At 39.2% G+C, this 19,451-nt stretch carries 21 protein-coding genes; 12 read left to right on the forward strand and 9 right to left on the reverse strand.

What is annotated here, in order from left to right; genetic code table 11:
* Positions 1-267: 267 nt before the first annotated feature.
* The 3 genes from F908_RS12340 to F908_RS12350 are packed head-to-tail and all read right to left on the reverse strand — an operon-like array spanning position 268 to position 3,086.
* Positions 268-1,329, reverse strand: a complete 1,062-nt coding sequence (locus tag F908_RS12340; RefSeq protein WP_005162375.1) for a DUF6670 family protein — start codon at positions 1,327-1,329, stop codon at positions 268-270.
* A 16-nt stretch (positions 1,330-1,345) separates the two neighbouring features.
* Positions 1,346-2,179 carry a CDP-diacylglycerol--serine O-phosphatidyltransferase gene (pssA, locus tag F908_RS12345; protein ID WP_005162376.1) on the reverse strand — a complete coding sequence of 278 codons (834 nt, stop codon included), beginning with the start codon at positions 2,177-2,179 and terminating at the stop codon, positions 1,346-1,348.
* A gap of 49 nt (positions 2,180-2,228) precedes the next feature.
* Positions 2,229-3,086, reverse strand: coding sequence for a 23S rRNA (adenine(2030)-N(6))-methyltransferase RlmJ (locus F908_RS12350; RefSeq protein WP_004658904.1), 858 nt, complete (start codon positions 3,084-3,086; stop codon positions 2,229-2,231).
* A gap of 119 nt (positions 3,087-3,205) precedes the next feature.
* Between F908_RS12350 and F908_RS12355 the strand changes: the two genes are divergently transcribed.
* Positions 3,206-3,817 (forward strand): 2OG-Fe(II) oxygenase, encoded by a 612-nt coding sequence (locus F908_RS12355; protein WP_005162377.1) that lies wholly within the window; start codon positions 3,206-3,208, stop codon positions 3,815-3,817.
* Between the two features lie 64 nt (positions 3,818-3,881).
* Positions 3,882-4,409 (forward strand): hypothetical protein, encoded by a 528-nt coding sequence (locus F908_RS12360; RefSeq protein WP_005162378.1) that lies wholly within the window; start codon positions 3,882-3,884, stop codon positions 4,407-4,409.
* Positions 4,410-4,434: 25 nt separating this feature from the next.
* Here F908_RS12360 and F908_RS12365 read toward each other — a convergent pair whose 3' ends face one another.
* The 4 genes from F908_RS12365 to F908_RS12380 all read right to left on the reverse strand — a co-directional run bounded on the left by F908_RS12365 (position 4,435) and on the right by F908_RS12380 (position 8,611).
* Positions 4,435-4,677, reverse strand: a complete 243-nt coding sequence (locus F908_RS12365) for a DUF2789 family protein (RefSeq protein WP_005162388.1) — start codon at positions 4,675-4,677, stop codon at positions 4,435-4,437.
* A 158-nt stretch (positions 4,678-4,835) separates the two neighbouring features.
* Entirely contained in the window at positions 4,836-5,822 is a 987-nt protein-coding gene (locus F908_RS12370; RefSeq protein ID WP_005162390.1) for a malate dehydrogenase, read from the reverse strand.
* A 167-nt stretch (positions 5,823-5,989) separates the two neighbouring features.
* The gene (locus F908_RS12375) at positions 5,990-6,676 is read right to left on the reverse strand and encodes a ribonuclease T2 family protein (protein ID WP_372616680.1); all 687 of its coding nucleotides are present in this window, start codon (positions 6,674-6,676) and stop codon (positions 5,990-5,992) included.
* 27 nt (positions 6,677-6,703) lie between these two features.
* Positions 6,704-8,611 (reverse strand): lytic transglycosylase domain-containing protein, encoded by a 1,908-nt coding sequence (locus F908_RS12380; RefSeq protein WP_416201905.1) that lies wholly within the window; start codon positions 8,609-8,611, stop codon positions 6,704-6,706.
* A gap of 299 nt (positions 8,612-8,910) precedes the next feature.
* Between F908_RS12380 and miaB the strand changes: the two genes are divergently transcribed.
* The 4 genes from miaB to F908_RS12400 all read left to right on the forward strand — a co-directional run bounded on the left by miaB (position 8,911) and on the right by F908_RS12400 (position 12,350).
* Positions 8,911-10,362 carry a tRNA (N6-isopentenyl adenosine(37)-C2)-methylthiotransferase MiaB gene (gene miaB / locus F908_RS12385; RefSeq protein WP_005162399.1) on the forward strand — a complete coding sequence of 484 codons (1,452 nt, stop codon included), beginning with the start codon at positions 8,911-8,913 and terminating at the stop codon, positions 10,360-10,362.
* Positions 10,363-10,401: 39 nt separating this feature from the next.
* Positions 10,402-11,478, forward strand: coding sequence for a PhoH family protein (locus F908_RS12390; RefSeq protein ID WP_005162400.1), 1,077 nt, complete (start codon positions 10,402-10,404; stop codon positions 11,476-11,478).
* Between the two features lie 69 nt (positions 11,479-11,547).
* Positions 11,548-12,033, forward strand: a complete 486-nt coding sequence (gene ybeY / locus F908_RS12395; RefSeq protein ID WP_005162402.1) for an rRNA maturation RNase YbeY — start codon at positions 11,548-11,550, stop codon at positions 12,031-12,033.
* Between the two features lie 68 nt (positions 12,034-12,101).
* On the forward strand, positions 12,102-12,350 hold the full coding sequence (locus F908_RS12400) for an antibiotic biosynthesis monooxygenase family protein (protein WP_005162409.1): 249 nt from the start codon (positions 12,102-12,104) through the stop codon (positions 12,348-12,350).
* Between the two features lie 84 nt (positions 12,351-12,434).
* Here the strand turns inward: F908_RS12400 and F908_RS12405 are convergent, their stop codons facing one another.
* Positions 12,435-13,319 carry an energy transducer TonB gene (locus tag F908_RS12405; protein ID WP_005162412.1) on the reverse strand — a complete coding sequence of 295 codons (885 nt, stop codon included), beginning with the start codon at positions 13,317-13,319 and terminating at the stop codon, positions 12,435-12,437.
* Positions 13,320-13,606: 287 nt separating this feature from the next.
* On the opposite strand from F908_RS12405, the gene F908_RS12410 reads away from it, so the two are divergent.
* The 3 genes from F908_RS12410 (at position 13,607) to F908_RS12420 (ending at position 15,851) form a co-directional block, all read left to right on the forward strand.
* Positions 13,607-14,287, forward strand: coding sequence for a hypothetical protein (locus F908_RS12410; protein ID WP_004658922.1), 681 nt, complete (start codon positions 13,607-13,609; stop codon positions 14,285-14,287).
* Between the two features lie 195 nt (positions 14,288-14,482).
* On the forward strand, positions 14,483-15,187 hold the full coding sequence (locus F908_RS12415) for a DUF3108 domain-containing protein (RefSeq protein WP_005162415.1): 705 nt from the start codon (positions 14,483-14,485) through the stop codon (positions 15,185-15,187).
* Positions 15,188-15,275: 88 nt separating this feature from the next.
* Positions 15,276-15,851, forward strand: a complete 576-nt coding sequence (locus F908_RS12420) for a xanthine phosphoribosyltransferase (RefSeq protein ID WP_005162417.1) — start codon at positions 15,276-15,278, stop codon at positions 15,849-15,851.
* Positions 15,852-15,897: 46 nt separating this feature from the next.
* Here F908_RS12420 and F908_RS12425 read toward each other — a convergent pair whose 3' ends face one another.
* The gene (locus tag F908_RS12425) at positions 15,898-16,671 is read right to left on the reverse strand and encodes a YwqG family protein (protein ID WP_005162419.1); all 774 of its coding nucleotides are present in this window, start codon (positions 16,669-16,671) and stop codon (positions 15,898-15,900) included.
* A gap of 171 nt (positions 16,672-16,842) precedes the next feature.
* Between F908_RS12425 and thyA the strand changes: the two genes are divergently transcribed.
* From thyA to F908_RS12440, 3 genes are read left to right on the forward strand one after another with little or no spacing between them, the layout of a single operon-like run.
* Positions 16,843-17,685, forward strand: a complete 843-nt coding sequence (gene thyA, locus F908_RS12430) for a thymidylate synthase (protein WP_005162422.1) — start codon at positions 16,843-16,845, stop codon at positions 17,683-17,685.
* Between the two features lie 21 nt (positions 17,686-17,706).
* Positions 17,707-18,216: a dihydrofolate reductase gene (locus tag F908_RS12435; RefSeq protein ID WP_005162425.1), complete on the forward strand. Its 510-nt coding sequence runs from the start codon at positions 17,707-17,709 to the stop codon at positions 18,214-18,216.
* A 20-nt stretch (positions 18,217-18,236) separates the two neighbouring features.
* Positions 18,237-19,292 carry an Lnb N-terminal periplasmic domain-containing protein gene (locus F908_RS12440; RefSeq protein WP_005162429.1) on the forward strand — a complete coding sequence of 352 codons (1,056 nt, stop codon included), beginning with the start codon at positions 18,237-18,239 and terminating at the stop codon, positions 19,290-19,292.
* Positions 19,293-19,451 lie beyond the last annotated feature (159 nt).

Raw genomic sequence — 19,451 nt, forward strand, 5'->3', positions numbered from 1 at the left:
GTTCTTCTATTCTCTTAATGATCTTCTCGATGATTCGTCATCATCAAGCTAGGTCGGCTATGTTACTCTAATCTAAACTAAAGTCAACAGGTAATTTCGATATTTTTAAAACTCACTAATCAACCCAAGAACCTAACTAATCTAGCCAAATCCTTGTTTCTCAACAAGTTTTTATCTGCATCACCGCCGATGGATGTGCATTCTACACCATTTCAGGGCAGGTGCAAGGGATTTATTCAAATTTATTTCACTTATCGCACCAACCGATTATTTTTTACACAAATAAGGCTGAAAATGTGCGATTTGGTCGATTATTTGCTCAGTTTTATTTTTTTCTTGCCAGTGTAAAGGTCTGCAATCGATATATTCACAGTATCCCGTGCCCTCATAACTCCCATTGTCCCATAAGAGTTGATAGTGAAAGCTGCCCACATAACCTGCTGCCAAACCAAATTTATAATCACCTCGACTTTGTGCTGTTAGTTGAAAGACAACAACATCCTTTTCTGAATATTGCCAACTAAATTCTCGTGGTAAATACATATCTCGTCCATTTGGTGTTTGTACTTTTGGATAAACACGGCTGACATCAAAAATGACTTGATCATCATAAAGTCGAGATTGCTGTTCATTCGACTGAATTTCAATCCGAGAAAAAATAATACTATTCCACTGGTTTCTGAGTTCGGACAAAATAATTTGCAAATCTGCATTAATCTGAATGATTTGATAGGTAAAAAAATGAAAGGCTATAAAAGGCAAATACATGGCTCTAGCATGTTTTAAAATACCCTGCGCTTCAATTTGATACTTTTGTTTTTTATAGGTGATTTCCCCTTCACATTGGCAACGCACATACCAATAATCGCCAACTCCCCATTGTAAAGCTGAATAATTTTCTATTTCAGAGTCAATATTCACTTGGAGTTGACAACCGAGCTCATCATCATCACGCTTAAAATAATAATTTGGGAAATCAACTTGGATTTGATCTACATCTAAAAACTGATAACGGTCTTGCTCCAATTGACACTGCTCTTTGGCACTATAACTTTTGAGATGTCCAACAGTTGAGGCACTACTACTGACCAAAACGGTCGCAGTATCAATTGCCGTCGTAGTAATAGCACTGGCGTTATAAAAAATCGGAATGCGAGGTTGACCGATTAGACTAATAAAATTTAAGTAATAAAAGGGCTCAGGTAAATTCGGCAGAATTAAAGCTTGATAAACAATTTTAAATAAGCCTTTTGGCGGATAGAATGTTAAAGCTTCTGACTTATTGAGGTTCAGCCGCTTTAATTGATTGTTATTGATCAATATTGGCATACTGAACCTCTCTTTTCTAAGTTATTATTTTTGCTTCATTCTTTTTTGCAAATAAAGTCGTTACAAAGCCTGAAAGTACATAAAGAATGCATACAATCAAGATCCCTACTGGAATGTTGTACGTGATTGCCGCAAAAATCAAGACCACAGGCAACATCACAACAAAAGGTACACGTTTACGATCCATTTGTTTAAATGAATAGTATTTGATATTTGAAATCATAAGTAAACCAACACCAACCATCACAACAGAGTTGATTACTTGAATCACAATATCTTTTAAATCAAAAACAAATGGGAAATCACGACCGACCCACACCACTGAAATCACAGTAACAGCAGCTAATGGGCTCGCAATTCCAATAAAGTAACGCTTATCCACCACACCAATTTGCACATTAAAACGTGCTAAACGAAATGCAGCACACGCGGTATAAATAAAACAACAAGCTAAACCGATACGTCCAAGGTCATGTAAACTCCAGCTATACATCAGAATCGCTGGTGCAACACCAAAAGCCAATAAGTCAGAAAGTGAATCATACTGCTCACCAAATGCACTTTGCGCACCGATTGCGCGTGCAACTCGACCATCTAATCCATCAAGCAATGCAGCTAAAAAGATTGCGTAAATCGCCTGATTAAAGTTGCCATTCATACTCGCAATAATGGAGTAAAAACCAGAAAGCAACGCTGCCGTGGTAATAAGATTAGGCCATAAATAAATACCACGGCGTTTTACTTTTTGCCCTTCATGCGTTTGTTCTTCTTCTTCTACTTCAAAGGTGATGCCATCAAAAGAATGGTCTTCTTCATTTAAATCAGCATCAGGTTTAAGAGAATTTGTCATTATTTTCAATTCCTCGAGAATATTTTGACTTCTTTAGTGGCGAGATGGGTTATTCACCCACCAACCAACGCACAGCGGCATGACCACCATTTTCACTCATACGTAAATGCGGGAATAGCCATTGTAAGGCTTGGTCTGCATCTTCAGAGAATTTCCAAGGGGGGTTAATCACGAGTAAACCGCATCCATTCAAGCCAACTGGCGTGTCATCAGGCCAAACACAAATTTCACAAATTAATTGGCGACGAATTCCTGTTTTGAACATTTTCTTTTCAAAACGTTCAATCATGGCGCGATCTTTGATTGGATACCAAACTGCAAACACACCTGTTGGCCATTTTTTATGTGCGGCTTGGAGAATTTCAACCAATTGTGGGAAGTCTTTACGCTCAATTTCGTAAGGTGGGTCAATCATGACCAATCCGCGTTTTTCTTTAGGTGGAATGACACCCATCAGACCTTCATAAAAATCACGCTCATGTAAGCCCGCACGTTTATCGCGGATATTAAAATACAATTGTTGAAACACATCACGCTGCATTTCAAATATAGTTGCTTTATCAATATCACGCATGCCTTCAAGCGCAAACCAAGGTGAACCTGGATAAGCGCCTTTACCTGAACCTGCACGCATATCTTCAACAATTTTAAGATATTGTTTTATGCCTTCAGGTGCATTACGTTTAATCGAATCATCAAGCTTGACCAATCGATGGATACCCGTTAAAAACTCACCTGATTTTTGTGCTTCAGACGTAGATAAATCATATTTACCTGCACCACCATGGGTATCGATATATCGATAAGGTTTATCTTTAGCATTTAAACGAGCGAGCAGTTGAAGCAAAAGTACATGCTTCATAACATCGGCAAAGTTACCCGCATGGAAATGGTGACGGTAATTCATGTTGACAATTATTCCTCAATTCAAAGGATAGTTTAACATGAAAGAAAAAAGTATTCTTTAGCGTTGATGTGATCATCTAAAATTGCACTGTAATCAACTTACTAATGAACTGGAGTTCTATGCAACAAACCTCTTTCACAAGTTCATGGAACTTAAATCAAATTTTAGATGATTTAAATGAATTTGGTTTTGCTCTAATTGATGATGTCTACTCGGCTGAATATGTGGAATCACTAGTACAAGAATGCAGCACCCATCTTGCTGAATTCAGAGCAGCAGGAGTACAAAACGGCGTTGTCAGTCATATCCGTAGTGACCATATTCTATGGATTGATGGTCAGTTACCGATTGCCCAACAGCATATCCAAGCTTTAGAAGAGTTCTCACAAGCGTTAAATCAGGCGTTTTATCTTGGGATTAAAGAAGTAGAAGCACATTTTGCCTGCTATAACGCAGGTGAATTTTATGCTTTACATCGTGATAATCCTCAACAGAAAAATGACCGCATGATTTCAACCGTTTTTTATCTACATAAAGATTGGCAGGAAGATTGGGGCGGTCAATTACGTTTGCAGGATAAAAATGGTCAATGGCATATCATCCAGCCCCTACCCAATCGTCTTGCAATTTTCCAGAGTGATTTATTACACGAAGTTCTATTATCGAAACAACAACGTTTATCCATTACTGCATGGTTACGCAGTGGAGGCTCAATCTGGAATCAGGGCTAAGCCCTTTAAATTCATGAAAACAGCCTTATATAGCTAAGCATAACTGATGATTATGGATCAATACATGTCGAATGAGACGAAACAAGTCATTGCACGAATTGGTGAAACTGACCAGCTCTTTTTAGAGAACAATAGTCCTGAACTTGCTTTAGAGCGTGCTGATCTGCGTTTACAGCTAGTCGTACTCAGCCATGTACGTCAGGAACAATTACACTTCTTACAGGAAGCAATCATACTACTTGAACAAGCACGTATTGAATATGATGAAATGCCATTAAGTTTGTATTTGAATTTGTCTTTATGTTTAGCCAAAGCGTATATGATTTACTTTGAGATAACCAAAGAGCAGCGTTTTGCTTTAATTACACAGCAAATTCTTAAACCTTTGGCATATACAGAACACTTAGAGATTTATTTCTTCTTGGCTTACGCTTCAGCTGCGAAGCAAGAACCAGCATTAACACGGCATTGGCTAACGAAATACGTATCTTGCTTAGAACATGATTTAGAGTTATTGCAGCTTCATCCTGCTTTTGGTGAAGTCCGCAAAGAAGAATGGTTTAGCACCCTATTACGCAATAAAGCTCACTGATGTGAGCTTTATTTTTACTGAATCATTATTTGGTACTGTCTACATGCAACTGTTGATTCAGTTCATCAATCACAATGGCCCATTCATCATCTTTGTGCCAATGACTTTTTAGAAAATCTCGCTGACCTACGCTCCAAAACTCAGCTTCATGTAATTTCTGGTCAGCACTGAGCTGATGGGTTTTTATAAAACTTTCAATTGAGGCATCATCTGCCTCCAGTCCAAGCTGCTCAAATAAAAGCTCAAGTGTTGGTTGTTGTTCAAACATTGTTATTCTCCCAAACAAGTTACTTCATAGAAATAATTTAACAGTAATACTGCTAACATACAGAAAGATGCCTATATTTTATTGTTGTTTTTTGTGTGTAGTTAGCATGAAAAAAGCACCTTATGAAAGGTGCTTTTTCAATCTATCAAACTGATAAATTAGTTCAACATGTCTGCAATTGCAGCACGTTCTTCTTCAAGTTCATTTAACGTGAAGTTGATACGCTCACGGCTGAACTCGTCGATTTCTAAACCTTGAACGATTTTGTATTCACCGTTTTCAGTTGTTACAGGGAAACCAAACATAACGCCTTCTGGAATACCATAAGAACCGTCAGAAGGAATACCCATAGTTACCCATTGACCATTTGTACCTAATGCCCAATCACGCATATGATCGATTGCAGCATTCGCAGCTGAAGCAGCTGAAGACAAACCACGCGCTTCGATAATCGCAGCACCACGTTTACCAACTGTAGGAAGGAATACATCTTTGTTCCAAGCAGCATCGTTGATTTTGTCTTTTAAGCTTTCGCCATTTGCTTTAGCAAAACGGTAGTCAGCATACATTGTTGGAGAGTGGTTACCCCAAACTGTCATATTTTCGATGTCAGAAACTGCAACACCCGCTTTTTGAGCAAGTTGAGTTAACGCACGGTTGTGGTCAAGACGTAACATTGCTGTAAAGTTTTTCGCTGGAAGATCTGGAGCAGATTTCATAGCGATGTATGCATTGGTATTTGCAGGGTTACCTACAACCAATACTTTAACGTCACGGCTAGCAACTTCGTTAAGTGCTTGACCTTGACCAATAAAGATTTCGCCATTTACTTTTAATAAGTCAGCACGTTCCATACCTGGACCACGTGGACGTGAACCAACTAATAAAGCATAGTCAGCATCTTTAAATGCAACTTTAGGATCATCAGTCCCGATCATGCCTGCCAATAAAGGGAAAGCACAGTCATCAAGTTCCATCATTACGCCTTTAAGCGCTTGTTGAGCTTTCTCAAAAGGAACTTCAAGCAATTGTAAAATTACAGGTTGATCTTTACCTAACATTTCACCGCTTGCGATACGGAATAATAAGCTATAACCAATTTGACCTGCAGCGCCTGTAACGGCAACACGAACGGGTTGCTTCATGTGATATTCTCCAATGAGATGCGTTTGCACAATTGAACGCTAAAGTGGTTCAATCGAATTATCATAAACGGCAAATATTGTACTCTAAAGCAAACACAGATGCATGTAAAAGGGAATGGATTTCAACAAAAGTCTGATAGAAAATACAAATTAAATGAAGAAAAAGCTTAATAACTGCCTTTAATTGTAAATTCATTTGGACATCCCGTCACAATATGACTTGCACATTGTTTATATTGCCCATTTTTTTGATAACACACCCGAATCTCAGTCAAAATGGAATCAAATTTTGAAGACTGACAGGTAAAGCGAATTCCTGTAGGAGGTAATGACGGGTTTAATTTCATAAATTGTTGTCGAAGGTTTTCTTTTTGCACTTCAATGGTATTCGGACTCGTTAAATCAGCAGGTACTTTTAAGCGCTCAGCAAAATTAATAATCGTTCTAAAATATTGACTGGCATTCATCGACATACACCCTCCAACATTTTGCCAGAGTTGCACACGTGCATTTTCATCGGGCATTACACGCGCCACAACTTTAGCTTGCAAGGGAGATAATTTCGCAGAAGTTTTAGTGGAACAATCCCGATTTAAAGGAACTTCTGGCAATAAGCTTGCGATAGTAAGAGAATAACCTTCTAAACATTTACGCTGTTTTTGTCTTGATGAATCAAAGGAACAAGCTGCAGGAGTCATTTGAACATGCATCACATAACCCGAAATATCAGGGTTCTCTGCAGCATGTAACGGCGCAGCAAGTGACATGACCAAGTAACAGATCAAGATCTGCAATGATCGAACTAACCGTCCCTTGAATAAATTCATAAATTTCATCAAATATAAAAACTTCATTGTTTCAAATTAAATGTCTTTGTTTCTTTAAGGTTCACTGCGCACAGGTATTGTCCCCATCCTTTTTTCTAAGGATTGCGCGCCTAGCCCTAACACAACACCATAATGCGTCGCATTGGTCATCACATGTTTGACGTAATCACGTGTTTCCAACAATGGAATCGTTTCTGTGTATTGATCAGCCGCCATGGTTTGAAAATCTGGCTGCCATCGTTTTGCACGATTTGGGCCAGCATTGTAACCTGCTGTTGCTAATACAGCATTGCCACTCAGTTGGCTTTGAATCATTGACAGATAGTATGTCCCATAACGAATATTGATATTCATTTCACTTAGAGCCGCTGGGTTATAAGTTTCACCCATTTGGCGTGCAACTAACTTTGCAGTATTCGGCATAATTTGCATTAAACCACCTGCACCCACATGTGAACGTGCGGATGTAACAAACCGACTTTCTTGGCGCATTAAACCATATGCCCAAGCTGGATCAATACCAGCATTGTAACTGTGACTCGTGACATTACTACGGTGTGGTGTTGTATAACGATAAGTATCATTATGGCGCGAGGTTGTACGGTCTGCGGCATAGATTGCTCGGTCATACCAACCAATATCATACGCTTGCTTAGCGGCAGCTAAAAGTAAACCATCATCATGCTGCAAATACGCTTGGCGGACTGCCCAATTCCATTCGCGATTAATGTAATTTGCTGGTGCATCAATATTTTTTAACGCAAATGCACGTTTAAAGTGGATATTTTGGTTTAAACGTTGAATATCTTGTGAACTTGGTTGCTCGTTATAAGGCTGATGATTATAACGTTCGCCTAAACGATCTTTGGCTAGCAAATTATGGTAGTCATCCCCAGCTTGTGCCAGCTTACGATAAATCTGTTGAGCAGCTTGCTTTGAAGCAGCATCTGAGCGCTGTTCAGAAGCACGAGCAAGCCAGTACTGCCAACGATCTTCTTGTTTCTGCGTGATTGACATGGCATCAATTGCACGAATTAAACTTTCCCAAGCACCAAAACGAATTGCTTGACGTGCATAAATTTCGGCTTCTTCTGGACTAAACGGGTAACCATAACTTTGATCATAGGCATTTAACACTTCTCGGTTAAAGCCATTCTTCATGACCGTCGTCCCCCCCACATAGCCTATCGTACGATATAAATATTTTTGTACAGATTGAGGAGTATCTTGTGCAACACGCTGAATATTTCCTAAAGCATTGGTGAAATCACTGTCTGCGACACGTCCCAATGCAAAAATTAAATATGCATAATCAGCATCGCTGGCTTTAGGAGCATTCCATAAATATGCCAATGGATTGGCTTGGATCTGATTCAACTGAGCCAAGGACAAATCCAGACCTATAGTTTGGGCGGTCGCAATCGCTAAACCAGATTGACCTGCTCGCAGTTGTCCCCAAAGTCGTTGTTGACGATCCTGAGCAGTCATCAGAGGACTAGATAACATCAGTCGCCCTAAACCATTACACGATTCAGGCTGTGTACTTGTTGTTAACCAAATATCTTTATATTCAGCAAAAACCAGACTATCACCCGTTTTGGCACGGACTTGTGCAACCGCACAACTCTCTTCTTGGTCAGGATTAGTGACATAGCTGAGCACGGGTTTTGCTTCATTAAAACTGGCTTGTTTTACTTTTTCTTCGACATAATCTGCTGCTAATTTTTCAGCCATCGCTGATTGAGGATAACGTTGCGCAAAAGCGATAATTGAAGAAGCAGGTTGTAGCCCTAAGTTGGTATTCAATTTCCAATACTCAGGGTAATAGCCTAATATATCATTTTGCATTTCATATTGATATTGATCGAGCAATGCAACGTTGCCAGAACTTGCGGCACGTAGAGCATCATTAAATTGTTCGTCTAGAGCATATACAGATGAGCAGATCACCACGCCTCCCATCGCAACAAGTCGACGGAAGCTTTTCTTATTATTCACTTTATTGCTAACCATTGTTATAAATTGGGGATGTTTATTCATCTTCATCAATACGTTTGCTCAATTTTGCCCGCCATTATAGTGTAATAAGTCTAAGTTCCAACTATTGTTGTGTTATGTAACTTACTGATTCATATTCATTAAAATTCATCCAATTTTATTCATAAACTGTCCATTTTTGTCAGTTTTTTATTCTCTGCGTTCTTGTAAAAATACTGCTATAATCCGCGGTTTGTTTAAATCCACCTTGTTTAGGAGCCTGCATGACGGTTCAAACATTCATTCCAAGTGCTGTAAAAGCTGCTTCAGAAAACACTGTTACCCAGCCAACGCACACCACTGATGTTTCAATTAAAAAGCTATATATTGAAACGCAAGGGTGTCAAATGAATGAGTATGACAGTCATCGTATGGCAGACTTATTGGGTGATTCACATGGTTATGTGCTCACTGACAATCCAAATGATGCAGACATTCTGCTCATGAACACCTGCTCAATTCGCGAAAAAGCACAAGAAAAAGTGTTCAGTGGCTTAGGTCGTTGGCGTAAACTCAAAGAACAGAATCCTGATCTGGTGATTGGTGTCGGTGGCTGTGTTGCCTCTCAGGAAGGTGACAACATTCAAAAACGTGCACCATACGTCGATATGGTATTTGGTCCACAAACCTTGCATCGTTTGCCACAAATGTTGGATCAACATCAAGCTCAAGTTGAAAAGCCAAAGAAAGAAAAAATCAAGCTGGTTGATATTTCTTTCCCAGACATTGAAAAGTTCGACTTTCTGCCTGAGCCACGTGTGGAAGGCTTTAAAGCATTCGTTTCCATCATGGAAGGTTGCTCAAAGTATTGCTCATTCTGTGTGGTACCTTATACTCGTGGTGAAGAAGTTTCTCGTCCACTCGATGATGTATTGGCTGAAATCGCGGGCTTAGCTGAAAAAGGCGTGCGTGAGATCAGCTTGCTTGGTCAAAACGTAAATGGCTATCGTGGTGAAACGTTTGAAGGTGAAATTTGCACTTTCCCTGAACTGCTGCGTTTAGTTGCAGAAATTCCGGGTATTGGACGTTTACGCTATACGACTTCTCATCCGCTTGAGTTTTCTGATGATTTAATTCAATGCTATCGTGATTTACCACAAATGGTTTCACATTTACATCTGCCAGTACAAAGTGGTTCCAACGATGTATTGCAAGCCATGAAGCGTAACCACACCATTGATGTCTACATTGATAAAATTGCCAAATTACGTAAAGTCCGTCCAGATATGCATTTATCTAGTGACTTCATTATTGGTTTCCCGGGTGAAACAGATGAACACTTTGCGGAAACATTACAGTTTATTAAAGATTTAGATTTTGATCATTCATATAGTTTTGTCTATTCAAAACGCCCTGGTACGCCTGCATCTGACCTGCCAGATGATACCCCAGAACAGGTGAAAAAAGACCGTTTGGCTCAAGTTCAGCAAGTGATCAAACAATCAAGTATTGATAAAACTGATGCTATGCTGGGTAAAATTGAACGTGTCTTGATTGAAAAAGTATCTGATAAAGATCCAAATGTATTGGTTGGCACAGCAGACAATACTCGTTTGGTTACATTTATCGGTGATGCGACATGGGTTGGACGTTTCGCAGAGATTGAGATCACTGAAATTAAAACTTTAAATTTAGTTTATGGTGAACTCTTGAATCTTGAACCTGACGTGGCGTAATGTAAGGGTATTCCTACACGTGAGCTAAAAGGGTTTCTCTTGACTTCAGCGATTAAACGTACTGTAACGTTCCCTGAAATTTCCATGGAACATTTAAAACGAATGCTCGGTGCATACAACGGGCATTTAAAGCAAATCGAACAACGTTTAGATGTCAAAATTACTCACCGAGGTGATGCCTTTTATCTAGACGGTGATATAGAAACAGTTGAAAGAGCCGAAGCACTACTGCAACGGCTTTATCAAGAATCAGAAATTTCCTCACAAATCAGTGCCGATGTTTTACATTTGATGATCCAAGGTTCACAGACAGATCGTGATTTCATGGATGATTCCGAACAAGAACATACAGGCTTAGATAGCGTTTGGTTACAGACCCGCAAAGGGCGAATCAATCCACGTGGTGCCAATCAAAAACGCTATGTACAACGTATTTTACAAAGTGACATTTCATTCGGGATTGGCCCTGCGGGTACAGGTAAAACTTATCTCGCGGTTGCTGCTGCAGTGGATATGTTAGAGCGTAATGAAATCCAACGAATCTTACTGGTTCGTCCTGCGGTTGAAGCTGGCGAGAAACTCGGTTTTCTACCGGGTGACTTGACCCAAAAAATCGATCCCTATTTACGTCCACTTTACGATGCTCTATATGAAATGCTGGGCTTTGAAAAAGTCGCCAAATTGATCGAACGTCAGGTGATTGAGGTTGCCCCCCTTGCCTACATGCGTGGACGAACCCTCAATCATTCCTTTGTCATTTTAGACGAGGCACAGAACACCACCCCTGAACAGATGAAGATGTTTTTGACTCGTTTAGGTTTTGGTTCGCGTGCTGTGATTACAGGTGACGTGACACAGGTTGACTTACCTCGTGGGCAACAATCGGGCTTAGCACAAGCATTACGTGTACTGGAAAATGTCCATGAAATTCATATCACCCGTTTCCATTCTCGTGATGTGGTACGACACCAATTGGTACAAAAAATTGTTGAGGCTTACGAAGGTTGGGACAGTGAACAGCAACGCCTGTCTGCTGAAGCCCGTGCCGAACGCAAAGCCAAACAAGAAGCATTGATTGCAGAAAATGATTCTGCGGCAGATGCGCAACACATTTAAAAATCCCCCTCCCCCCTTTTATTGCAATACTTTAATCGCATATCAGGGGGACGATTTTAAGGATCTATTTTGAAAATCAATTTAAGTCTTCAACAAGACTTTCAAGCGAATGAATTACCACTAAAACGTGGTCAAATTAAAAAGCAGATTGAAACCACACTCCGTCATGTTGGTTTCGACGTAGACTGCGAAATCGGAATTGCCTGCGTTGACCTCGCAGAAAGCCACGAGTTGAATCTACAATACCGCGAGAAAGACAAACCCACCAATGTACTGTCCTTTCCAAGTGATATTCCAGAGGAAATGCTGAGTTTACTGGATGCTGAACCTTTGGGTGACTTGGTGATTTGTATCCCTGTGGTTTTACAAGAAGCCGCAGAACAGCAAAAAACACCAACTGATCATTTCACGCATTTATTGGTTCATGGCGTTTTACATTTACTTGGCTACGATCACGAAACCAGTGAAGCTGAAGCAGAAGAAATGGAAGCTTTAGAAATTGAGATTTTAAAAAAACTAGGGATTGCCAATCCTTATCAAGCCGATGAAAGCTAATTTAAGACACTATGTATATCGTTATTTTTAAAGCTACGATCAAACAACTTGATGCAACTTAATCTGAAATGGCACAGAAGCTGAGAAATAAAGCCTTGAGTCAATTTAACTGCATCAGGTTTGAAGCGTGTAATGAAAATGGTTTTGAAATTGCGTTGTCTTACTGGCGTGGCCTTGAAGATATCAAGCAGTGGCAACGCGATGCAGAACATTTAGTTGCTCAGCGTTTGGGTAAAGAAAAATGGTATCAGGATTTTAGTGTGGAAATCTGTACAGTTGAACGTGCTTATTTCAGTCAAAAAAGAGATTGTGTATAAATACCAACTTATCCACAAATGTAATAACAAAACGGCTGAAGATAAGGCATTAGGTTTTATTCAATATGCTGTTCGCCCATATAATCAATGCACTTCAAATTCAGCATCGACAGGATCAAAACGCCAGGTACGCACAATTCTAAGCTCAGAAATATCTTTCATATTGGCATCAAAAGCTCCAAATGGTGCTCCACGGCGCACTGAAGCTTTTGCCGCATCATCCAGAATCGCATGTCCTGAGCCTTCAATGAGACGAATGGCACGGATACCCCCCTGTGCATTCAGGATCACCATTAAACGTACTTCACCCGATAAATGTTGTTGTTTCGCTTCATCTGGATAATAACGATTACCGTATAGTTCAACTTTCTGACGAAATTTATCAAGATAAGCTGCTGACGCATCTTGTTTTGCCTGAATCCCATCTACTGTTTTAATACGTTGTTTACGACTAAAATTTTGCTGACGTTGTAAATATTGTGCTTCCAAACTCGCAACCATCGCGGCTTTGGCTTGAAATTGACTCTGTAACTCATCTAAGGTTTTTTTACGTTCAGTTTGCTCTACTTGCTTCTGCCAGCTTAAAACCGTCATGAGCACTTTTTCTTCAAATTTTAATTCTCGTTTTTGCTGGACTTTCTCTAAACTTTCGAGCTCTGACTCTCCTGTTGTCGCATCTGCTTCCATCGGAGCTGGCATATCACTCGACATACGATGTGCTTCACGAAAGTCACCTGAACCTTTTTGATCAGCTTGCGCCAAGAAGTCGGCATCTTTGACTTTTTCTTGACTTGTACGAACCGTAACTGCGATTTCTTTGGTTGATGTATCTGTAGGTGATGGCATTGCGAACTGAATTGCAAGCACAACACCATGTAGAAGCATCGCTAACGCAACTGCCCCGATAAAAATTGGATCTTGCCACCAGTAAGGGGACAGTACTGAACGAAAATTTCTTTTATTCCACATGGCATTCAAGCGACAAAATATGTCTCATCCCCAACAGCAATCACCGTATAAAACCAAACTAATATTCAAAATATTAAAAAAATGTGATCCACTTATAGTCACAGTGTTTCCGTACCATCATTTTATGAAAATGTAGCAATTAATTTTGCTACACTGCAAGTCAGAAATTTATTTTTATTTTTTAGCTAATACAAAGATCGTGGTATTGCAGTCAGATTTGTTGATGATTGAGTTCAGTTAGAAACATCAAAAAATCTATAATCAATTCACTTTCTGGAACAACTTTTATGCAAACGCTAATTTCATCCGTTGTTAAACGTCTACGTAAAGTTTACCAAAAAGCAGAAGAATTCATTGAAGAAGAAAGAGAATTTGCACTTTCACAGGTATTTGTGAATGCGACAATGGAACGTTATGTCACAGAAAAAGTTGGAATTATTCAAGACCTACACGCTGATCTATATGATGGATGGCTACGTTTATATTCCACGATTGATGTCAAAGGGCTACATACCACTTTATCCGTTGATTTAAAACTTATTCAAATGGAAATGAATAAAGATGTTCAACTGATGGTGTTCGAACAAATTAGTAATACACAAGTGATTGAAGCATCATTTAAGAATATTTTCCAAAAATGGGGATTTTATATTGCGATTTGGTATTACCAAAAATTTCGTGATGAAGATCCTCTAGGAAAAATCTTAGAGCATTTTGAAGTTGTTTCAGTCAAAGATGAATTGCTTTATTTAGATTTAAATCGCTGGTTTAAAAAGAAACCGAGTATTATTGAAACGCTAAGCAAAGTTCATGTAAACCGCGCCAGAGTCCGTCCAGCCGAACTAATTGTTTGGGGGAACGTCAATTTGGCTGCCATTTTGTATCCGCCAAATGAAGATGACTTTGATGAAGAGGGATTAGATGACACAGAAGTCACGCCAATTCAGCAAAAAGACACTAGAAAATAATCGTATTGAATATGGTGGTATAAATTTCAGATTTATGCCACTTACTCAAATACCATCATGATTTATACGAAAAATTAACAAGCATTGAGTAAAAAACCTGATTTTTTCTTCATAATCTACAGGCATAATAATCGCAAATCTTAATGATAAATGAATGATTGCTCATTGATGATCATTCAAAGGATATATAGCGTGATGACAAAGAAATTATTGAAAGTAGTGAGTATTACGTCGGCTGCCCTGTTCAGTGTCAGCATGTCTAGCCATGCTCTAGCAATGGCACCTTTCCAAGCAAGCTATCAATTTAGCTACAACAACAAAAACCTCGGTTCAGCGACACGTACACTTTCGCAACAAGGAAATAATTGGACCTATCAGTTTAGTGCAAAAGCAGGCGGAATTGCCTCAGCCTCGGAAACGAGTCAATTTAGCTTTGTGGATAATAAAATTACTTCACAAAAGTTCAGCCGCAGCAGCAAAATCTTAATTCATAGTAATACGATGAGTATTAACTTTAATCCAAACACTAAAGTTGTGAATACGAAAAAAGATGACACCGCCCGCTCATTCCCATGGCAAGCAGGTGCGTTAGATGAACTGAATGCTGAATTGCAAATCCGTGAGGATTTAAAAAGTAATTCACTTAGAACCAAATATTTAATTGCTGATGCAAAAGCTTTAGATGAACGCCGTTTTGTTAAGCAAGGCACGGAAACCATCAAAACCAATTATGGGACGTTCAGCACCATTAAAGTCGTTATGCAACACGATAAACCAGAACGTAATACGGTATTTTGGTTAGCACCAAAACTTGATTATTTACCTGTCAAAATGGCACATAATGATGGGAAATCTTCTTATGGCTTACTATTAACAGGCTATTCAGGTAAAACCAACTAACCATCTGGTCAATTTTAGCTTGCAATTTTTTAGATGCTTTTTAAAATATGCCTTTGCTTGAAAAAGCATCCGTTTAGAGGATTCTCCCGTGTACGCTTTAGAACAGAAAATCTTAAATGAAGGTATCGTTCTATCTGATCAGGTTTTGAAAGTTGATGCTTTCTTAAATCATCAAATTGACCCCGTGTTAATGCAACAGATTGGTAAAGAGTTTGCTGCTCGTTTTAAAGATGCAGGCATTACTAAAATTATTACGATCGAAGCTTCTGGAATTGCACCTGCAATCATGACTGGCTTGGAGCTGGGTGTTCCAGTAATTTTCGCGCGTAAATACCAATCTTTAACACTCAAAGATGATCTTTACCGTTCTAAAGTCTTCTCTTTCACCAAACAAACTGAAAGCACTATCGCTATCTCTAACAAGCATCTTAACGCAACAGATAAAGCGCTTGTGATTGACGACTTCTTGGCAAATGGTCAAGCGGCATTAGGTTTAATCGATTTGATTCACCAAGCAAATGCTGATGTTGTGGGTGTAGGTATCGTAATTGAAAAGTCATTCCAACCAGGTCGTGATGTGTTACTTGAAAAAGGCTATCGTGTTGAATCTTTAGCGCGTGTTGAGTCTTTGACTGATGGCAAAGTTACTTTCATCAGTGAATAAATTTTTAAAATAAAAAAGCGGATGAAAACTCATCCGCTTTTTTATTTTAGCAACAATCCCAGTTATAAAAGACTTTAGAAAAATCTCGCTTCTTTAATTCTTCAGGATGAATAAAGAAATTCCCCACACCTGAATCTCCCCACATAATCTCATTCTCTGCATCATCTGTATCAAGTTGGAAAAGCAAAATATAATCTTGAATATTTTTCTTATCCCCCCGTGGATCAGATTGAGTAAAGTAAGGATAACCGCTTAAACGATGCCCCATTGCAAGGAATGTTTCACCATATGCATTATAAAACTCATCTGTACCATCCCCAATATTAAATTCATGATCACTGAGAGAGATTGGCTGCTGTTCCAATTTAAATTGAACTGAATATTGTCCAGTAAAAGGTAAATAATCCTCTTCACTCAACTCAAACTCAGAAAAATCCTGTCTTAATTGTGAAGTATCCTCAATCACATGATCAAAGTATAAAACCCTAAAACCAGATTGCTGCTGTTGGTCATCGAAATTCATCCCGTACAAATCATCTGCAGCAATATAGAACTGCAAAATCCCCTTGTCTGGGAAATTAGGTAAACTTGGAATTTCCGCAAAATTAAACTGGGCCAATAAAGCAAGAGGATTGCCATTAGAATCTAAAGGATAAGCAGTATCCAAAGGTAAGTACGGTTCTCCCCCAATCTTACTCTGCCATACAGTCAAGGCATCGTTTGATCTGAGCTGTAAAGTTACTGTCGGCAAAATAGTGGCTGAAATTTTGTCTAGATATGGATGTAAAATATTCGGTAAATTTTCTGGTTGAAGATTCATTTTATTGCTTGTCCATGTACTTATTTATAGAACTTAATATAAAACAATCAGCTATATTAGAATAGAGCATAAGAATTAGACTGCGACAATCAGTGTCGCCAAATTGAAAAGATATTTATCACATAAATTCTGATAAAATCAGTGCGATTAAAAGCAAAGATAGGCGTGAAGATGCAAACATACCTGAACCTCTTACAACATATCCTCGACAATGGCGGCGATAAAGGCGATCGTACAGGTACGGGTACACGTTCAGTATTTGGTCATCAGATGCGTTTTGATCTTTCTAAGGGCTTTCCACTATTAACGACCAAGAAAGTGCACTTCCGCTCTATCGTGATTGAACTACTATGGTTTCTAAAAGGCGATACCAACGTTCAATATCTCAAAGATAATAAAGTCAGCATTTGGGATGAATGGGCGACCGCAGAACAAACTGCACGTTTTGGTCGCCCTGAGGGTGAACTTGGTCCTGTTTACGGGCATCAATGGCGTAACTTTGGCGCAACCCAGAATGAAGATGGTAGCTATCAGCAAAATGGTTTTGATCAGATTCAATGGCTTGTGAATGAAATTAAAACTAATCCCAATTCACGCCGTTTGATCGTTTCAGGCTGGAATCCCAATGAGGCTGGGAAAGTGGCCTTGCCGCCCTGCCATACCCTGTTCCAGTTTTTTGTTCAGGACAATAAGCTGTCATGCCAGCTTTACCAGCGCAGTGCGGACGTTTTCTTAGGTGTGCCATTTAATATTGCCAGCTATGCCCTTCTTACACATATGATTGCACAGGTATGCGGTTTAGACGTTGGTGACTTTGTTTGGACAGGTGGTGATACTCATTTATATGCCAATCATTTTGAGCAAGCACAATTACAGCTTACACGTGAGCCGCTACCGTTGTGTCAATTAAAACTCAATCCTGAGATCACTGATATTTTTGACTTCAAATTTGAGGATATTGAAATTATTGGCTATGAGTCACACCCTGCTATTAAAGCACCCGTCGCAGTTTAAATCGATCAGAGAGAATATAAAATGGCATGGCAAGGTATAGAAGTTGTCCACGTAGTCGCAATGGATAAAAACAACTGTATTGGCAAGGGCAATGCTTTACCCTGGCATATCTCAGCTGATCTTAAACACTTTAAAGCGATTACCCAAGGCGGTGTTGTCCTGATGGGGCGTAAAACCTTAGAGTCAATGGGACGCGCACTTCCAAATCGTGTGAATTGGGTCATCACGCGTGATGTTGAATGGCAATTTGAGGGCGTTAAAGTAGCACATAGCATTGAAGATGCTTTGACACATGCACTTACAGACATACAACACGCTGAAAAAGCATCTTTATTTATTATTGGGGGTGGAGAGATTTTTACTCAAACCCTCGCAATTGCTGATCGTCTTGAATTAACCCATGTTGATTTAGATGTACAAGGTGATGCACATTACCCAAAAATCTCTGAGGATTTTCGCAAAATAAACTCAGAACAACACATTGATGAAAAATCAAATATTGCTTTCGAGTTTGCGACCTACCAAAAATAAAAAATGGATCGCGCGTCATCATGCATCATATTGGATCACGTGAGTTTTTACTGGCGCTAGGCATTGGGCTATTACACAGTTTTTTTGCCTTATTTGTGATCCTCTCAAGTATTTGGTTATGTCTGGCATTCTGGATTCAACATCCTTTTGGAACAATCTTCAGCCGAATCATTATCATTCTTTGGGCATTGTTTGCACTTAGTCTACTTGGTGTTTATGTCAGTGGGCATATTTTTAGTCGCCGCACTGATCTTTTAATTTACTGTGTTGCCTTCGCCTGTTCACTGGTCTGGTATTTTTCATTAGAGGCTCGACAAGATCGTGACTGGAATCCTGAAGTCGCTGAGCAGCTTACTTACCAAAAGCAAGGCAATCTAGTACAGCTGCATAATGTGCGTAATTTTAATTGGCATAAAGACGGCACTTACGACATTCGCTGGGAAAAGCGTACAATTGACCTAGATAAAATTACAGGCGTCAATATCATCACATCCTACTGGATGGGACCTCAAATCGCGCATACGCTAGTGAGTTTCGATTTCTCAGATCAAAAACCTTTGGTTTTTTCTATCGAGATTCGCAAAGAAAAAGGAGAAGAATTTTCCGCAATTGGTGGCTTCTTCCGTAAATATGAACTCAGTTTAGTGGCTTCTGATGAAAAAGATCTGATTTATACGCGAAGTAATATTCGTCATGAACAAGTTTATTTATTTCCAATAAGAATGCCTCAGACTGAACGTAAAGCGCTATTTATCGAATATCTACATAAAGCAGATGAGTTACGTACTGAAGCAAAATGGTACAACACGCTCACAAGCAACTGTACAACGCTCGTTTTTGACATGATCCAAGCGATCAACCCACAAACTTTACCTAAAGATTATCGTTTACTGGCTTCAGGCTATTTACCCAATTATCTTTTTGATCTACAAGCACTTAATCAAAATTATAGTATGAAAGAATGGTATCAATTGGCATGGATCAATACACGTGCTGAAAAATATGAACAACAACCAGATCAATCCAGTGAATATTTTTCGAAAATCATTCGACATGGATTACCAAAAGCAAATTAGTCCATTTCGCTTTTTAACAAAACAATACTGAATCTCCTTCTATAGTCCATCTTGATTGATTTAAATCAATCAAGATATATGCATTCACTTGATGATCGTGAATCCACAATCATCCTCGCAAATTCAGGCTTAGGTGAATTTTTATGAAATTTATAAGGG

Source organism: Acinetobacter sp. NIPH 284 (assembly GCF_000369425.1).
Classification (GTDB): Bacteria; Pseudomonadota; Gammaproteobacteria; order Pseudomonadales; family Moraxellaceae; genus Acinetobacter.

What these genes read in the sequence shown, in the direction of transcription:
- F908_RS12340 (WP_005162375.1), bottom strand. Translation starts at nt 1,329, where the DNA reads ATGCCAATATTGATCAATAACAATCAATTAAAGCGGCTGAACCTCAAT.
- pssA (WP_005162376.1), bottom strand. Translation starts at nt 2,179, where the DNA reads ATGACAAATTCTCTTAAACCTGATGCTGATTTAAATGAAGAAGACCAT.
- F908_RS12350 (WP_004658904.1), bottom strand. Translation starts at nt 3,086, where the DNA reads ATGAATTACCGTCACCATTTCCATGCGGGTAACTTTGCCGATGTTATG.
- F908_RS12355 (WP_005162377.1), top strand. Translation starts at nt 3,206, where the DNA reads ATGCAACAAACCTCTTTCACAAGTTCATGGAACTTAAATCAAATTTTA.
- F908_RS12360 (WP_005162378.1), top strand. Translation starts at nt 3,882, where the DNA reads ATGTCGAATGAGACGAAACAAGTCATTGCACGAATTGGTGAAACTGAC.
- F908_RS12365 (WP_005162388.1), bottom strand. Translation starts at nt 4,677, where the DNA reads ATGTTTGAACAACAACCAACACTTGAGCTTTTATTTGAGCAGCTTGGA.
- F908_RS12370 (WP_005162390.1), bottom strand. Translation starts at nt 5,822, where the DNA reads ATGAAGCAACCCGTTCGTGTTGCCGTTACAGGCGCTGCAGGTCAAATT.
- F908_RS12375 (WP_372616680.1), bottom strand. Translation starts at nt 6,676, where the DNA reads ATGAAGTTTTTATATTTGATGAAATTTATGAATTTATTCAAGGGACGG.
- F908_RS12380 (WP_416201905.1), bottom strand. Translation starts at nt 8,611, where the DNA reads ATGGGAGGCGTGGTGATCTGCTCATCTGTATATGCTCTAGACGAACAA.
- miaB (WP_005162399.1), top strand. Translation starts at nt 8,911, where the DNA reads ATGACGGTTCAAACATTCATTCCAAGTGCTGTAAAAGCTGCTTCAGAA.
- F908_RS12400 (WP_005162409.1), top strand. Translation starts at nt 12,102, where the DNA reads ATGGCACAGAAGCTGAGAAATAAAGCCTTGAGTCAATTTAACTGCATC.
- F908_RS12405 (WP_005162412.1), bottom strand. Translation starts at nt 13,319, where the DNA reads ATGTGGAATAAAAGAAATTTTCGTTCAGTACTGTCCCCTTACTGGTGG.
- F908_RS12410 (WP_004658922.1), top strand. Translation starts at nt 13,607, where the DNA reads ATGCAAACGCTAATTTCATCCGTTGTTAAACGTCTACGTAAAGTTTAC.
- F908_RS12415 (WP_005162415.1), top strand. Translation starts at nt 14,483, where the DNA reads ATGACAAAGAAATTATTGAAAGTAGTGAGTATTACGTCGGCTGCCCTG.
- F908_RS12425 (WP_005162419.1), bottom strand. Translation starts at nt 16,671, where the DNA reads ATGAATCTTCAACCAGAAAATTTACCGAATATTTTACATCCATATCTA.
- thyA (WP_005162422.1), top strand. Translation starts at nt 16,843, where the DNA reads ATGCAAACATACCTGAACCTCTTACAACATATCCTCGACAATGGCGGC.
- F908_RS12435 (WP_005162425.1), top strand. Translation starts at nt 17,707, where the DNA reads ATGGCATGGCAAGGTATAGAAGTTGTCCACGTAGTCGCAATGGATAAA.
- F908_RS12440 (WP_005162429.1), top strand. Translation starts at nt 18,237, where the DNA reads ATGCATCATATTGGATCACGTGAGTTTTTACTGGCGCTAGGCATTGGG.